At 70.7% G+C, this 15323-nt stretch carries 13 protein-coding genes; 3 read left to right on the top strand and 10 right to left on the bottom strand.

Annotated features, from left to right (window positions below; genetic code table 11):
- Positions 1-83: 83 nt before the first annotated feature.
- The gene (locus tag AB0A63_RS11795; RefSeq protein WP_360388786.1) at positions 84-407 is read right to left on the bottom strand and encodes a hypothetical protein; all 324 of its coding nucleotides are present in this window, start codon (positions 405-407) and stop codon (positions 84-86) included.
- A gap of 73 nt (positions 408-480) precedes the next feature.
- Complete coding sequence (locus AB0A63_RS11790; protein WP_360388783.1) at positions 481-768, bottom strand: DUF732 domain-containing protein; 288 nt, start codon at positions 766-768, stop codon at positions 481-483.
- A 127-nt stretch (positions 769-895) separates the two neighbouring features.
- Between AB0A63_RS11790 and AB0A63_RS11785 the strand changes: the two genes are divergently transcribed.
- A complete protein-coding gene (locus AB0A63_RS11785; protein WP_360388781.1) occupies positions 896-1549 on the top strand; it encodes a response regulator transcription factor in 654 nt (217 codons plus the stop codon).
- On the opposite strand, the gene AB0A63_RS11780 is transcribed toward AB0A63_RS11785, so the two are convergent.
- Both AB0A63_RS11780 and AB0A63_RS11775 read right to left on the bottom strand, forming a co-directional pair.
- Complete coding sequence (locus AB0A63_RS11780) at positions 1527-2669, bottom strand: hypothetical protein (RefSeq protein ID WP_360388778.1); 1143 nt, start codon at positions 2667-2669, stop codon at positions 1527-1529. The genes AB0A63_RS11785 and AB0A63_RS11780 overlap by 23 nt on opposite strands.
- On the bottom strand, positions 2662-3669 hold the full coding sequence (locus tag AB0A63_RS11775) for an ATP-binding protein (protein WP_360388775.1): 1008 nt from the start codon (positions 3667-3669) through the stop codon (positions 2662-2664). Before AB0A63_RS11775 ends, AB0A63_RS11780 begins: the two co-directional genes overlap by 8 nt.
- A gap of 430 nt (positions 3670-4099) precedes the next feature.
- On the opposite strand from AB0A63_RS11775, the gene AB0A63_RS11770 reads away from it, so the two are divergent.
- Positions 4100-4372, top strand: coding sequence for a hypothetical protein (locus AB0A63_RS11770; protein ID WP_360388772.1), 273 nt, complete (start codon positions 4100-4102; stop codon positions 4370-4372).
- 356 nt (positions 4373-4728) lie between these two features.
- Positions 4729-6405 carry a hypothetical protein gene (locus AB0A63_RS11765; protein ID WP_360388770.1) on the top strand — a complete coding sequence of 559 codons (1677 nt, stop codon included), beginning with the start codon at positions 4729-4731 and terminating at the stop codon, positions 6403-6405.
- 88 nt (positions 6406-6493) lie between these two features.
- Here the strand turns inward: AB0A63_RS11765 and AB0A63_RS11760 are convergent, their stop codons facing one another.
- The 6 genes from AB0A63_RS11760 to AB0A63_RS11735 form a co-directional block, all read right to left on the bottom strand.
- On the bottom strand, positions 6494-7963 hold the full coding sequence (locus AB0A63_RS11760) for a DUF4185 domain-containing protein (RefSeq protein WP_360388767.1): 1470 nt from the start codon (positions 7961-7963) through the stop codon (positions 6494-6496).
- A gap of 127 nt (positions 7964-8090) precedes the next feature.
- Positions 8091-9191 carry an o-succinylbenzoate synthase gene (gene menC / locus AB0A63_RS11755; protein ID WP_360388764.1) on the bottom strand — a complete coding sequence of 367 codons (1101 nt, stop codon included), beginning with the start codon at positions 9189-9191 and terminating at the stop codon, positions 8091-8093.
- Positions 9188-9997, bottom strand: coding sequence for a GNAT family N-acetyltransferase (locus AB0A63_RS11750; RefSeq protein ID WP_360388762.1), 810 nt, complete (start codon positions 9995-9997; stop codon positions 9188-9190). Before AB0A63_RS11750 ends, menC begins: the two co-directional genes overlap by 4 nt.
- Positions 9994-11055, bottom strand: coding sequence for a M20 family metallopeptidase (locus AB0A63_RS11745; protein ID WP_360388759.1), 1062 nt, complete (start codon positions 11053-11055; stop codon positions 9994-9996). The genes AB0A63_RS11750 and AB0A63_RS11745 overlap by 4 nt, the downstream gene beginning before the upstream one ends.
- Position 11056: 1 nt before the next feature.
- Positions 11057-14275 carry a serine hydrolase gene (locus tag AB0A63_RS11740; protein WP_360388756.1) on the bottom strand — a complete coding sequence of 1073 codons (3219 nt, stop codon included), beginning with the start codon at positions 14273-14275 and terminating at the stop codon, positions 11057-11059.
- 16 nt (positions 14276-14291) lie between these two features.
- The gene (locus AB0A63_RS11735) at positions 14292-15320 is read right to left on the bottom strand and encodes a dipeptidase (RefSeq protein WP_360388753.1); all 1029 of its coding nucleotides are present in this window, start codon (positions 15318-15320) and stop codon (positions 14292-14294) included.
- Positions 15321-15323 lie beyond the last annotated feature (3 nt).

Genomic DNA, 15323 nt, shown 5'->3' with positions numbered 1-15323 from the left:
TGGTGGGCGGCGGGATTCATGACCGCCGCCCACTGCCACATCTCGTCGGGCCTTGTTCAGGTGGCGCGAGCAGCAGCAGCGCGTCAGTAGACGCAGTACCAGCTGTAAGGGTCGCTGTAGTTGCGGTAGGTGCTGTAGGCGTTCGGGTTGCGGTACTGCGTGCGGCACTGTCGCGTCACGTCGATCTGCCCGTCCGCCACCGGGACGACGCCCGTCACGCACCTCCAGCCGAGCACGTTCCAGGTCCTGATCTTCGCCACCCGGCCCTGCCCGGGGTACTGGTTGTCGCACGCCGCCTGCATGCTCACCGAGCCGGTCGCCGCAGACGCCGGTGATGTCGACACGACGGCGCCCGTGATGCTGATCAACGCGCCTGCCGCTATTGCTGCCACTCGTCGTGCTTGCATGGTGAATTCCTCCTTGGAATGGAGCCGGAATCGACTCGCGATTTCGTGCGTGAACTTGTCCGGTGCGTGAGCTTCACCGGCTGCCGTACTCCGGGCAGAACGCGGCCACCGAGACGTTCAGGAATGCTCGTTTTGCGTTGATGTTGTTGCCGAAGTCGCCGTACATGGCCATGAGGTCGCCGGCCCCGTATCCCTGGTCGAGCTTGGCGCAGAGGGACTTGGCCAGCGTTTCGGCCTCGGTCATGTCGTGGGGTGCGATGCCCTTGTGCGCGAGCAAGTCGTGGAACTTCGACGTCGCGTTGTTCGTAGGACTGCAGGCCGCGGTGAGCACAAGCGTCACGACGGCCAATGTCGTCTTCATCGTGCGCCTCCTTTGTCGTTCCCCCATGGTGTGGAAGGCGTTGTGGGTGACGCGTGGGTCGTTCACCCGACACGTTCGGCTCGGCTGGTCCGACACAGTGGGTGGTGGCTCGCGGGAGGAGGGCGTTGTGGACGGCAGGCGCATGCGGGTGGTCGTGCTGGACGACCACCCCGCGGTGGTGGCGGGTGTGACGGTGTGGTGCGAAGCCGCTGATCCGCCGATCGACGTCGTGGATGCGGGTGACCACCTGTCGCTGGTGTGGACCGGACGCGGCGCCGAAGCCGATGTGGTGGTGTTCGACCTGCAATTGGGCGGCAAGCCGCCCGCGTTCGCCGAGCTGGAGGCGCTGGTGAAGGCCGGACGCCGCGTGGTCGTCTACTCGCAGCACTTGGCGTCGGCCACGGTGATGCGTTGCCTGGACCTCGGCGCCTTGGCCTACGTGACGAAGGCCGAGGGGCCGGAGCACCTCGTTCCCGCTCTCCGAGCCGCGGCGGAGGGCGTCCACTACCTCTCGCCGTCGCTGAGCGGCGCTGTGTGCGCGGTGCCGGACGGTCGCGCGCGGCTCACGCCGAGGGAGGTCGAAGTGCTCACCGCCTGGTTCGAATGCGCCTCCAAGGACCTCGTCGCGGCCAGGCTGCACATCACGCGCAAGACGGTGGAGACCTACATCGAACGGGTCCGGGCCAAGTACGCCGAGTTGGGGCGTCCCGCGACGACCAAGCAGACGCTGGTGAAGCGGGCGCTGGAGGACGGGCTGGTCAGCTTCGACGACCTGCCGTGACGATCCTGTGCTCCGCGCGCACCCAGCACAGTTCCGCAGTCGCCAGGTGCGTCACGACGACCTGTGAGTCGTCGCTGGTCTCCTGTGGTGTGACGGGAGGGCAGTCGCCCACGGCGCTGACCGACACGGCGTCCGGAGTCCCGAGCACCACCAGGCGGAGGGTGGAGCGTGCCGTGGTGACGACGACGAGTGGTGCCTCGGTCAACAGGTGGCGCACCGAACGTGGCAACGGGGGAATCGGTCCGTTGACCTCCAGGTGGACCTCGATGCCCCGTCGTTGCGCCAGGTCGATGCACGCGTCCAGTTCGTGCAACAACGGGTTTTCGGCGTCGTCGGCCTCCGCGAACAGCCGCCGCATCCGGGCCGCCTCGATCCCGCATCGTCGTCGCACGTCGGGATCGGCGGGATCGAGGGCGCGGCTCAGCAGCCCTTCGAGCAGGGGCAGCGCCGACGTGGACAGCTCCGCGCACCTGACCTTCCTCGCCTCGTGGAGGCCGACGGCCACGCGATGAGCGGTTGTCGTCTCCTCGAGTGCCCTGCGGGCAGCGCCGGCGGCCGCAGCGAGGCGGACCAGGGCTGCGGCCGTCGCGCCGACGCAGAGCTGGAACGCCAGGACCGCCGTGAGCGCCACCAAGCCGCCGAAAAGCCTGTCCTCGTCGGCGTGAGCCACGGTGACCAGGCTCGCGGCGCTGATGCCCAGCTCCACCAGCAGGACCGGGAGCAGTGTGGACAGGGGGTGGCCGAACAGCACGCACAGCGTGACCCACCCGACCACTCCGGTGCTCCAGTCGGCCTGTTCGAGCACCTGGCTCGGGGCGAGGGTGGCGGTGGCGGCGATGTGTGTGAGGACGAGGGTGGCGGCGACCGGCCAGCCGGCCTCGGCCCACGAGCGCCCCCGTCGCACCAGCAGCCATTCGACGACGAGGAGGAGGAACACGTACAGGTAGGCGGCGATCTGGACAGCGGGGACGGCGAAGTCCCGCAGGGCGGGGAACAGCGACGGCGCGTTGAGCAGCAGCAGGACGGCGCTGGCGATCACCGCGGTCGACAGCCGCAGCTTGCGGAGGAACTCGTCTTGGACCTCGTGTGCTGCGAAGGCGGGCGAGGGCAGGTCAACCATGGCCGTGAACCAACCGCACGATCGACCCGTGGCCGGGGTGTGAGATGACCGATGCCTGGCCGCCCGCCTCCCGCATCCGGCCGATGATCGAGCTCGTGATGCCCCGGCGCGATGCCGGGACCGTCGCCGGGTCGAAACCACGCCCGTGATCGATCACCTCCACGGTCACCGCTGTTCCGCGCTTGTGCGCCAGCACCGTGGCGGAAGCAGCTCCGGAGTGCCGGGACACGTTCGTCAACGCCTCGCGGACGCAGTGGGCGAACGTCGCTCCCAACGCCGCGGGCACTGCCAGGCCCGGGGCGATGTGGAACTCGACGTGCAGCCTGGACGCCGATCCGGCGCGGCACAGGACGTCGTCCAGTTCCACGACGCCGCCCGCGTGCGGAGGGTGTTCATCGATGGCGTCGATGTCGACGCGCAGTTGGGGTCTCAGCCACTCGTCGTGCCGGCCGACCTGGCCGAGTGCGACCATCAGCAAGGTGGTGGCGGCCGTGTCGTGGAGCAGCGCGGCTGCCCGGCGCTCGTCGGCACGGACGGCCTGGGCGATCGCCGACTCCGTTCGCTCCCGCTCTGCCAGGGCTGCGGCGTGGTCGGCCTGGGCGGCGCTGCGGTTCACGAGCGACCAGAGCAGTCGTGACAACGCGGCTTCAACACAGATCCAGCCGGCGAGGGGAAGCGTGGCGGTGACGGCCGCGGGGCCGAGGACTGCGGCTCCGATGACGTGCGTCGCCGACAAACCCGCTGCGACCACCATTCCGGCGACGGGGCGTGAGGTCCACTGGATCGCGACCGCGACGAACGAGGCGAACACCAGCGCCCAGCTGTGACCGTTCGTCAACGCCTCCACCGGCACCGTCCACCGCTGTGTCAGGCAGGCCAGTGCCGCCAGCAGGACTTCGAGGGCCGGTGGCCACCACGCCCACGGCCATCGGAGCAGGACCGCGTTCAGCAGCACGACGCCCGCGACGGCGACCAGCAGCACCAGGGGGACAGGCGCCACAGGCATCCCGAACCCGGCGACGACGAGGATGAAGGCCGCTTTCCCGAGCACGGCGTACCGGGCCCCGAGGCGCGAAAGTCTTCGCTGGAACTCGCCGTCAAGCATCCCGACCGCCCATCAACGTCGTTGTTGATTTCGACAACGAGGCGGGCGTGTTACTCCTGGAACAGCACTACCCCCTGAACGGGTGACATTCGAGCAGGGCGATGTCAGGCGTCGCCGTCGCCCGTGCAACAAGTTCCCGCAGTCGTGGCTGTCGGGTGAACGACCGACGCGTTGCCCAAGGCGCCCTGCCCAGACTGAGGTGGTGGAAGCGGAGGTCACATCGGCCACCACCAGGTGATCGCCGGGCTCCCGAGATCGTCTCGGTTCACACAGGGGCCAGCCATCTCCGTCGGCCGGCTTCTGCACGGATGTCGTGGAGGGCGTCATGCACTGGAGCGCGTACGAGGTCTTCTCGGTTCTGAGCGGGGTCACGGTGCTGATCCTCGCGCTGGTGGCTCGTGGAATGAATGGCAGGAGTCGGGCTCTGGCTGTGTTCAGCGGCCTCTTCTGCATCGTCCTCGGATTCTGCGTAGCGGCTCAAACGAGCGGAACCTACTACTTCCCGAGGCGCATTTTCTTCATCCCGTTCGTCGCTGTGGGCTGCACGATTTATGAGGTCGTCAAGCGCAAGCGTGGAACAGGCGCGCGGCGATACTGAAACAGGTGGGGAAAGCATTCAGGATCTTCGCGTGCTCGTGATGATCGACTGCATGAACGCTTTGCGAATTCTGGTCTGGTAACAGTTGGGGCCCGTTGAGCGGGCGGTGTCCACCGACGAGCAAGTGCCGCGGTCGAGTGACCGAGGTGGACGTGGTGCCGGACCTTGCCCCTGTCACGCTCTGCCAGGGAGAAGTCCTCGGTGAAGTCCACCCGCGAGGCGGTCCGAACCTCGTGAGGAGATGCCGCCGATCCACGTCCCGCCGCTCTCCGTGCTGGTTGGATGTGCGAGTGGTCTGGCTTCCCGTAGACGCGATCTGGTGCACCATCGGCACGGTCTGGTTCACCGAAGATGACGTGTTCGCACGTGCGGACATCGACCGCTACGAGTTGGGCCAGGAACTCTGCGAGCAGGTCGGCCCGTTCCAGGTGCTGGCGGGTCAGGTGGTCGCTGTCGTGTGTGACCGTCAGGTGCGGTTGACCGGCGCCGATGGCCGGTTGACCGGCGAGTGTTCCTGCCCGGCGGGGCTCGGCGGTGTCTTCTGCGAGCACTGCGTGGCCGTCGCGGTGCTGGCTGTCGACGTCGTACGTCCACTGGATGCCAAGGCGCTGCTCACCGCGGTGGACTCGGTCGGCAGGACACGTCCGGACGCCACGTACCCGGACCGCTGGGCCGATGACGCCGAGAAGCTCCTGCTCACCTTGGAGGAGGCCACCATCGGCCACCCGGCGGTCACCAGGCCGCTGTACCAACGGCTGGTGCGGCGCTTGGCGCGCAACGGGTCGAACCTCGGCTCCCACGAGGCGTACTCCCTGTGGTCGGACGCGGTGGAGCAGGCGACCACGGGTCTCGTCCAGGCGTGCGTGCGCGAACCGGCGGACCCCGACGAGCTGGCCGTCTGGGCTTTCGACCTGCAGGCGGAGGAACCTGCGCACTTCTTCGACGTCGCCGATCTGGTGGAGGCGCTCGGTCCGCGCGGGCTGGCCACCTACCGGCGGCGGTTGGACCAGGCGCACCGGAACCTGGCCCCTGAGGACCCCTATGACCACCACTCGGTGCACCAGCACGGTGTGATCGCCTACATCCGCGAACAGTTCCTGGTGGCGTTCGAACCGGATGTCGAGGTCCTGAGCGCTTTCTACGCCGAGAACCCACGCCCCGGCAGTGCCGTGTCGATCGCCAAGGCGTTGCGTTCCGCTGGCCGGGTCGACGAAGCCCTCGCCTGGCTCGAAGACGTGCCACGGAGGAGCCACGAAGGCGACGACGAACTCGCGCGGCTGTACGAGGTGCGCGGCCGGTACCGGGACGCGGCCAGGGTCCGCTGGGACATCTTCGAACGCTTGCCCCATTCGGGTCACTACCGCGCGCTGCTGGCCGTCGCCGAACCGCTGGACGCCGTGGAGTACGCGACGGACCGCGCCATCTCCTGCCTGGAAGGCCTGCGGCAAAGGGACGAGAACGCCGACGACCTGCTCGCCGAGCTGTACGGGACGCGCGGCCGGTACCGGGACGCGGCCAGGATTCGCTGGAACATCTTCGAACGCGTGCCCCACGGCCACTTCGACCGGAACCGGGAACGAGCGTACTGGGCGCTGCTGGCTGCCGCCGAACCGCTGAACGCGGTGGAGTACGCCAAGAACCGCGCCTTCGCGCATCTGCGCGAACAGGTGGCGCGGTCCGGAGCTGACGCCGCCACGTCACTGGTCCACCTGCTCTTCGTCGCCGGCGACGAAGAGCAGGCGTGGCGAGTGGCGCGGGAACACGACCTCGACGACCGTCAGCTCGCGCACATCGCACGTGCGCTCGCACACCGGCATCCGACCGCCGCGATCCCGGTCCTGGTGCGGGCGGCCGAGCTCACGATCGACCGTCGCACGGACAAGGCCAGGTACGCGCGGGCCGGTGAGGTGCTGGCCGAGATCGAGGTGCTGCACCACCGGGCCGGGTTGGACTTCGCTGACTGCCTGGACCAGTTCACCGCCGCGCACCACCAGCCGGCGCTGCTGGCTGCCTTGGCCAAGGCCGGCCTGTGAAGGCGACCTGCCGCCACGCTCGACATGACGGCCAGCACCGGCACCGGACAGGGGTGAACCGGGTGTCGCCCGTGGCCGGCCCGGTGTTCTAGTCGGTCGGCGCCATCGCCCCCGCTCGGTGGCGTGCCGCCGACACCCCGGTGTTGGCGCTCGCCGCAGACCTGGTCACCGCCGCGATGTCGGCCCTGCTCACGCGGTCGTCGGTGTTGTCACCGAGTACCGCGATCTGCTCGGCCAGCGGCAGCTCCTGCCACTGCGGCGACACCGGCCCGACGTGCCCGGGAAGGGCGGGCTCGTCCTTCGTCACCGCCAGCGTGTCACCGACCGAGCCACGCGCCGCGACGGTGCCGTACATGTTGCCGGTCCACTGGCGGACGCCGTAGTACTCCGATCCGACCCATTGCGACAACAGGATGTGGGAGTTCGCCAGCGTCGAGTACGGATGCACGATCGGCGCGTAGATGTTCTGGGCCTGCGCGTAGGTCACCTGGGTCTTCGGGGCGGTCCACAGGCCTGTCGGGTACGTCGCCGTCTGGGTGACCGCGCCGCGGCCGCCGTTGAGGAACGACAACACGACCCGACCCTCGATGACCTGTGCCGACAACTCGCCGATGGCCTCGGTGCGACTCGGCGCGTTGATGATCGGCGTGATCGGCCCGTACTGGCGCCAGTCCCAGCGACCGGAGCCGTCGACGCCCCAGAAGCGGTACTGGCTGTAGTTCCACATCTTGTCCCACGGCACCCGCATGAGGTGGATGCCACCGCCGTTCCACCGGCCCTCGTTGGTCCCGTAGATGTAGACGAAGTTCTCACCCGGCCACATGATCATGGTGTTGTTCTGGAACAGGCTCATGTCGCCGCTGTTCCAGTAGTCCATGTTCTCCCGGTTGGTCTCCAGGTTCCACGTGGTGGTCCAGTTCTCCGCGTGGGTGTCGGTGGACGTCCACAGCCGGGAGTACCAGGTGCGCCAGCTGCCACCGGCGCTCGGGATGCCACCCTGCTCCGGGATCGCCCAGTCCCGCACGCCGAACGTGCTCATGATGTAGCGGCCGTCGGGCAGGTGGATCAGGTCGTTGGGGATCTCGGTGACGACCTGCCCCGGCGTGTTCCTGGCGTAGTTGGGGTCGTTGTGCCGATAGAGGATCAACTGCTTGGCCTGTGAGCCACCGATGGCGTTGTCCCAGCGGATGCCGTTCTGCAGGTCGGTGTTCGACTGGCGCAGCCCGACGGGCGAACGCCAGCCGGTGACGTTGACCGGCACCGGCTGGTCGAAGGTGTCGCCGAAGATCGAGATGCAGTAACCGTGGTTGGTCCGTGCCGTGAACCCGAGGTCGGTGCCCCGGAAGCCGAACCGGGCCGTCTCGTTGCCCGTGAGGTCCTTGAGGTAGCCGGCCCGCGGGGTGCCGGCTGCGCCGGCCGTCCCGGCGCCGAGCCCGCCGAGCCCGCCGCCGAGCAGTGCGCCGGCGGCCCCCTTCAGGAACGTCGCACGGCTGAAGCCGCGGCCCGTCCGTGTTGTCGGATCGGTGCCATCGCCGCTGGTGTGGTCGTCGCGTCGCATTCCGCTCCTTCAGGAGTTCGCGCTGTGTGACCACGACGCTACCTACTGTTCCGGAAAACCGGAATGACCAGAGCTCACCGGTTCCGGAACGTCGGTCCCGGAACCGGTGAGCAGGTCAGCGCGGCGCTCACGCCAGAGGAACCCACTCCGTCTTCACCGTCACCTCGTCGAGCACCTCCTGGAGCGGCTCGACCCCGAGCCCTGGCCCGGTGGGCACCCGCAGGTGCCCGTCCCGCAGCACGAACGGCTCGGTGACGTCCAGCGCGTAGTACCGGTCCGACGCCGAGGTGTCACCGGGCAGCGTGCACCCCGGCAACGCCGCGAGCGCCACGTTCGCCGCCCGCCCGATGCCGGTCTCCAGCATCCCGCCGCACCACACCGCGATGCCGTGCGCCGCGCACACGTCGTGGATGCGCCGCGCCTCCAGGTACCCGCCGACCCGGCCCGGCTTGATGTTCACGACCTGGCACGCGCCCAGCGTGATCGCGTCGGCGGCCGACCGGGCGGAGGTGATCGACTCGTCCAGGCAGATCGGGGTCCGCACCACCTTGGCGAGCTCGGCGTGGGCGAGGATCTCCTCCTCGTCCAGCGGTTGCTCGATCAGCAGCAGCTCGAACGGGTCGAGCTTCGCGAGGTGGCGGGCGTCGGCCAGGGTGTAGGCGGTGTTCGCGTCGACCTGCAGCAGCACGTCGCCGAACCGCTCCCGCACCGCGCGCACCGGCTCGACGTCCCAGCCCGGCTCGATCTTCAGCTTGATCCGGACGTACCCCTGTTCGACGTACCCGGTGACGGCGTCGAGCAGCTCGGGGATCGAGTTCATGATCCCCACCGACACGCCGCACGGCACGGACTCGCGCGTCGCCCCCAGCTCGCGGGCGAACGACCGGCCGGCCGCGCGCAGCTCGGCGTCCAGCACGGCCATCTCCAGCGCGCCCTTGGCCATCCGGTGGCCGCGGAACTTCGCGAGCCGCGGTCCGACGGACACGGCGTCGACCTCACCGGTCAGCGCCGGCACCAGGAACCGCCGCAGCACGTCCGCGCAGCCCTCGGTGTACTCGGGCGAGTAGACCGGGTCCACCATCGCCACGCACTCGCCCCAGCCCTCGCCCACGTCGGTGACGGCGCGCAGCAGCATCAGCGTGCGCACGGTCTGCGTGCCGAACGACGTGCGGAACGGGCTCTTCAACGGCATCTCGACCCAGCGGAGCTCGACCCCGGACAGCCTCATGACGACTCGTTCCTCTCGACGACGTACCACCCGGCCCGGTCGAACCCGGTGACGCGGGCACCTCCCGCGAGCAGCCCGCCGAGGACCTCCCGCACGGCGTGCCGCCACTGCCGCGCCGCGGCCGGGTTCGCCACCCGCAGCGCCTCGACGTCCGGCGGCACCGCGACCAGCACGGTGGAACCGCCGGTGGTGCCGGGCACCGGCAGACCGTCGGCGGAGATGCCCAGCCCGACCACGCCCCTGGCCTCCACGACCCGCGGCGTGCCCGCGCACACCGCGGCGACCTCCGGTGACGTCACCCGCCAGTGCACCAGCAGCCGGTCGCTCTCCACGCCGCCGTTGATGCTGTCGCGCATGTCGCCGTAGAAGTCCGGCAGGTACTCGGCCGCGTCGGCACCGAGCTTGCCCAGGTTGAAGTAGGCGTTGCGGCGCACCAGCGGGTCGAACGTCCAGGTGACGGCGGTCAGCCCGCGGGCCAGCGCCCACGCCCGCTGGTCGAGCTTGAGCGCGTAGCCGACGTTGCGGCCGCGCATCCGGGCCGAGACACCGGCGATGTGGCTGTGCAGCGTGCCGGCCGCCGGTGGCGAGCAGAACCCGATGCACGCGCCGACGAGCTCGTCGCCGTCGAACGCGCCCGCCACGTAGCTGCCCGCCTTGGCCATCGCCCGCAGCAGCTCGGCGGTGACCGGGGGAGTGTTCCCGCTCGACCGCCAGATCTCGGCGTAGAGCCGTTCGGTGGCGACGAGCTCGGACTGCTCGGTGAGCTGGCGGACCACGACGTCCTGGGCCAGCAGCGGTTCGGTCATGTGGTCAGCTCCCTCACCAGTGCCGAGAGCAACGCGGTGCGCGGCGCCAGCTCGGACACCAGCACGTGCTCGTTCTCGGCGTGTGCGCCACCGCCGACGGCGCCGAGCCCGTCGAGCGTCGGCACGCCTGCGCCCGCGGTGAAGTTGCCGTCGGAGGCACCGCCGACCGCGGCCCGGGTCAGCGGTCCGCCCAGCCGGGACGCGAGCGCGAACAGCTCGGCGGACATCGCGGCCTCCAGCGGCGCGCGGTTCGGGCCGCCGGTCACCTCGACCTCCGCCCCGTCGAGCACCGGTTCCAGCGCCCGCATCGCCTCGTCCACGCGCAGCTGCTCGTCGAGGTCGCGCACGCGCACGTCCACCATGAAGCTGCCGTGCGCGGCAACGGTGTTCGTGGTCGTCCCCGCCGACAGCACGGTCGGCGTCACGGTCGTACCCGAGTCTACATCGGACAGTGCGGCCACGGCGAGGATCTGGTGGGCCGCCTCGATCGTCGCGCTGACACCGCGCTCGGGTTCGAGCCCGGCGTGCGCGGCGCGGCCGTGCAGCACCACCTCGTACATCGACGTGCCCTTGCGCTCGGTCTTGAGCGCGCCGCCGTCCGCCGACCCCTCGGTGACGAGCACGGCCCGGTGCTCGCGCGCCTCGGTCTCGATGAGGCCGCGGGAGGACGGCGAGCCGATCTCCTCGTCGCCGGTGATGAGCACCGTGACGCCGTCGGGGGAGTCGAGCGCGGCCACGGCGTGGAAGATCATCACCACGCCGGTCTTCATGTCGAAGCAGCCGGGACCGCGCAGCACGCCGTCCCGCACCGAGAACGGGATGCGGTCGAGCGTGCCGATGGGCCACACCGTGTCGTGGTGGCCCAGCAGCAGCACCTTGCGCGGACCACCGCCCAGCCGCCACCGCAGGTGGGTGCGGCCGTCGAGCACGATCCGGTCGGGGGCGCTGCCGAGCAGGGCCGTGCCCACCTCGGCGGTGACGTCCGCGCTGCGGGCGACGGCGGCGAGGTCGGTGGACGGGGACTCGCAGTTGATGAGGCGTTCGATGTCTTTGAGCACGTCAGGACACCTTAGGCGTGGCGCGGACGCCCATGTGCAGGTACTGCTCGCCGGTGGGCAGCGTGTAGAACACGACCGAGGTCCAGCTGTCCTGCTCGGAGTCCCGGCACACGAACAGCTCGTCGGTGATCGGCACGAGGTCGACCTCCGGCGGGTCCGGCACGAGCCCCGCCAGCGATCCGGTGACCGTCATCGCCAGCCGCAGGCCCTTCTCGCCCTCGGACACCTCCAGGCGCGCCGAGGCCCGTTCGTACCGGCCGACGTACCGCGCGGTGTCCACCTCGACCGGGTCGCCGGGCTCCAGCGGGCGCGGCATCGCGACACCGGCCAGCTCGGCGAAGATCTCCCGGTACAGCTCCAGGTAGAGCTCGCGGGCCTTGCCGCCGTTGGTGAGCAGCGTGACGGCGAGGCCCTGCTCGGGCAGCAGGCGCAGGAACGCCGACTGGCCGATGGTGTTGCCGTCGTGGCCGATGAGCCGGTGACCGTCCCAGCCGAACCGGATCCAGCCCAGGCCCCACGAGTCGCCTAGCGCGTTCGGGTCGGGCACGTCGGTCTGCTTCTCGGTCATCGCCGCCGCGGTGGCCTCCGCCAGCACGGACCCGCCGCCGGTGAGGTGCATCTTCGCGAACTCCAGCACGTCCGCGGTCGTCGAGAAGATCGTCCCGGCGGGGCCGAGCGAGCGCGGCAGCTGCCACACCGGGGCCGGCTTCGCCTCGCCGTCGGCGTCGATGTGGCCGACGGCGGCGCGGTGCATCAGCGCCTCCTCCGGCAGCGTGCCGGTGCGGTCCAGGCCGAGCGGGCCGAAGAGCTTCTCCCGCATGGCCGCGTCCCACGTCTGCCCGGTGAGCTTCTCGACCACCCGGCCGGCGAGGGAGAACCCGCTGTTGCAGTAGGAGAACGTGGCGCCGAGCGGGTGGTTCTGGCCCGCCTCCACCAGCTGCTCGACATAGCGCCGCAGGCAGTCGTCGCCGCGGCCGGTGTCGGTGAACACGTCGCCGTCGATGCCACTGGTGTGCGTGAGCAGGTGCCGCATGGTCACCTTCTGCGCGACCACCGGGTCGGCCAGCTTCAGCTCGGGCAGCACGTCGGCGATCGGCGTGTCGAGGTCGAGCAGGCCCTCGTCGACCAGCCGCATCACCACGGTCGCCGTCCACACCTTGCCGATCGAGCCGATCTGGAACACCGAGTCCTGGGTGACCTCGACCCCGGTGGCCGTGTTCAGCACGCCGTGGCAGGCCTCGGCGACGTCGTCGCCGCGCAGGATGCCGAGCGCCGCACCGGGCACGCCGTGCTTCTTCGCGAGCACGGACAGCCTGCGCTGCCAGTGCGCCGCGTCCAGGGCCCGGCCCTCACCGGTGTGCTCGCGCACCCAATCGACCACGCGCCGGTTGAAGTCCTCGCGGTGCGAGGGCGTGCCGTTGAGGATGAACAGGTGCGAGGCACCGGGGTAGAGCACCAGCCGGGCCGGGACGTCGTTCTGGCGCAACGCGGTGAACCACTGCTCGGCCTGCCCGGCCGGGCACCGGTCGTCGCTCGCGCCCTGGTAGATCAACGTCGGCGTGCGGACGTCGTCGACGCGGGTCAGCGGGGACAGCTCGGCGAGGTGGTCGCCCGCACCGCCCAGCTCCAGCGCGGTGAGCGCGTGACCGGCGTCGGACGTGCCCGCCATGCTCGTCAGGTCGCTGACCACGCCACCGGCGACCGCGGCGGCGAAGCGGTGGTCGCGGCTGGTCAGGTAGCAGGTCATGTAGCCGCCGTAGCTGTAGCCGGTGACGGCGAGCCGGGCCGGGTCGGCGGTGCCGTCGGCGACCAGCTGGTCGAGCGGCTCCAGGAAGTCGCGCGCGTCGGCCTTGCCCCACGCGCCGAGCGCAGCCTGGTAGAACGCCTCGCCGTAGCCGTCGCTGCCGCGCGGGTTGAGCAGCAGCACCGTCCACCCGCGCCGGGCCAGCACCTGGTGGTACAGGTGCACCGGGTCCGCGGAGCCGTTCCACGCGTTGTGCGGGCCGCCGTGGATGTCCAGCAGCAGCGGGGAGGGGCCGGTGCGCTCCGGGTCGCGGACGAGCCAGCCATGCACGACGGTGCCGTCGGAGATCGTGAACTCGCGCTCCCGCGGCACGAACCGGTCGGCGCCGCTGTCGTGCCCGGTGCGGACGGTCACCTCGCCGGTGGTCAGGTCGACCGTGGCGATCTCGCCGTAGGAGGTGCCGCTGCTCAGCACGACCGCCGCGGTGGTGCCGCTGACCGACAGCCCGGACACGACCCGGGAGTCACCGCCGACGAGCAGTCTGGGCGCGTCGTCACCGTCGACCGCGTACAGCTGCGTGCAGCCGCGGTCGCGGGCGCAGAACACCACACCGGTCGGCGTGAGCGCGGGCTGACCGCCGGGGTAGCCGGCCATGCCCGGCATGACGTTGCGGTCCAGCGGCGCGGCGAGGTCGCGCGGCTCGCCGCCGTCCAGCGGCAGCTCCAGCAGGCCGAGGTGGCCGGTGTCGGTGGTGGTGCGGCCGGTGACGAGCAACGCCGACCCGTCGCGCGACCACGTGATCGTCGCGGCCTGGCCGTCGGCGAGCCCGACGAGCCTCGGCTCACCACCGGCGGCGCTCACGACGTGCACCGGCGCGCGGAAGGTCAGGTCGGCGTCGCGGTCCGTGGCCGCGGCGAAGGCGAGCCGCGTGCCGTCCGGTGACCACGCGGGCGGGCCTGCGTGCCAGTCGCCGCTGGTGAGCTGCCTGACCTCGCGGCCGGCGAGCGTGAGCACGTGCAGGTGGCTGCGGACCGTGCGCAGGAACCCGGCCCCGTCGGCCTTGTAGTCGAGCCGGTCGGCCACGACGGGTGCCTTCGCGTCGCCCTCGTCGACCGGTGCGCTGAACGCGACCGCCGTGCCGTCCGGGCTCCACACCGGTGCCCCCGCACCGAGCGGCAGGGTCGTGAGCTGCTCGGGCTCGCCGCCGTTCGCGGGCAGCAGCCACAGCTGGGCGGGACCGTCCTGGGCGCGCAGGAACGCGATGCGCGCGCCGTCGGGTGAGAACGCCGGTGCGACGTCGGCCTCGCCCCTGGTGAGCCGGCTCGGCTCGCCGTCCGCTACGCGCCACAGCGACCGCAGGTCGCGGTCCCGCTCGCGGTCGGTGGTGCGCAGGACGTACACGACCTCGCTGCCGTCGGGGGAGATCGCGGGCTGCTCGGGCAGCGCGAAACCGTACAGGTCCTCGATGGTGGTCACGGTGCAGATCCCCTCGTCAGTGGTTCGGCTTGCCGAGCTCGGCGCGGAACAGGTCGAGCACGTTCGCGCCGAGCACCAGCGCGATGTCGTCGTCGGGCCACCCGCGCTCCTGCAGCGCCTCGGTGACCAGCGGCAGCCCCGCCGGCCCTTCGAGCCCGGGGAGGAACCGGTCGGTCGGCACGCCCTCGATGAACTGCGCCTCGCAGCACGGGGGAGTGACGTCCTCCAGGACCTCCTTCACGAAGTCCGGTCCCAGGCCCACGTGCCGGATGCCCATCACGCCCGCGATGTGCTCGATGTGGTCGACCAGCCGCTCGATGCGGAAGTCGGTCTCGTGCAGGAACGGCGCGAAGAAGTTCACGCACACCACGCCGCCGTTCGCCGCGATGGCCCTGAGCTGGTCGTCGGTCAGGTTGCGGTGGTGGTCGCGCAACGCCCGTGCCGACGAGTGCGTGGCGATCACCGGCCGGGTGGCGAGCTCCAGCACGTGCTCGACACCGGCCACGCCCAGGTGGCTGACGTCGAACATCATCCCGAGCCGTTCCATCTCGGCCACCGCCGCGACGCCCGCCCTGGTCAGCCTGCCGCCGGTGGCGTCCTCACCGCTGCCGTCGGCCAGCGCGGTGCGGCCGAAGTGCGCGAGCGACGCGATCCGCACGCCGAGCCGGAACAACGTCTCCAGCAGCTCGACGTCCTCACCGACACCCGGTGCGCTCTCGAGTGCGAGCACGAGCGCGATGCGGTCGTCCGCGAGAGCGGCGTCGACGGTGGTGCCGTCGTGGCAGAGCGCGACGGCGTCCGGGTTCGCCTCGGCGATGCGGTGTGCGGCCTCGATCATCCGCAACGTCTGCCGCAGCGCCCCCTCCGGCCGGAACACGTCGTCCACGAACACCGGCAGCACCTGCAGGTTCACCCCGCCCGCCCGCAGTTGCGGCAGCCAGCGCTCGCGGAAGTGCGGCACCCAGCGCTCGACGGGCCGGTGCGCGATCGCGTCGAGCAGGTCGTTGTGCGTGTCGGCGACGACGCAGCGGTCGTGCAGGTCCATCAG

This window comes from Lentzea sp. NPDC042327 (assembly GCF_040647275.1).
In the GTDB taxonomy this organism is placed as follows: domain Bacteria; phylum Actinomycetota; class Actinomycetes; order Mycobacteriales; family Pseudonocardiaceae; genus Lentzea.
Note: the sequence above shows the minus strand (reverse complement) of the source record. Positions and strands in the feature narration are given on the sequence as shown.

What these genes read in the sequence shown, in the direction of transcription:
- AB0A63_RS11795 (WP_360388786.1), bottom strand. Translation starts at nt 407, where the DNA reads ATGCAAGCACGACGAGTGGCAGCAATAGCGGCAGGCGCGTTGATCAGC.
- AB0A63_RS11790 (WP_360388783.1), bottom strand. Translation starts at nt 768, where the DNA reads ATGAAGACGACATTGGCCGTCGTGACGCTTGTGCTCACCGCGGCCTGC.
- AB0A63_RS11780 (WP_360388778.1), bottom strand. Translation starts at nt 2,669, where the DNA reads ATGGTTGACCTGCCCTCGCCCGCCTTCGCAGCACACGAGGTCCAAGAC.
- AB0A63_RS11770 (WP_360388772.1), top strand. Translation starts at nt 4,100, where the DNA reads ATGCACTGGAGCGCGTACGAGGTCTTCTCGGTTCTGAGCGGGGTCACG.
- AB0A63_RS11760 (WP_360388767.1), bottom strand. Translation starts at nt 7,963, where the DNA reads ATGCGACGCGACGACCACACCAGCGGCGATGGCACCGATCCGACAACA.
- menC (WP_360388764.1), bottom strand. Translation starts at nt 9,191, where the DNA reads ATGAGGCTGTCCGGGGTCGAGCTCCGCTGGGTCGAGATGCCGTTGAAG.
- AB0A63_RS11750 (WP_360388762.1), bottom strand. Translation starts at nt 9,997, where the DNA reads ATGACCGAACCGCTGCTGGCCCAGGACGTCGTGGTCCGCCAGCTCACC.
- AB0A63_RS11735 (WP_360388753.1), bottom strand. Translation starts at nt 15,320, where the DNA reads ATGGACCTGCACGACCGCTGCGTCGTCGCCGACACGCACAACGACCTG.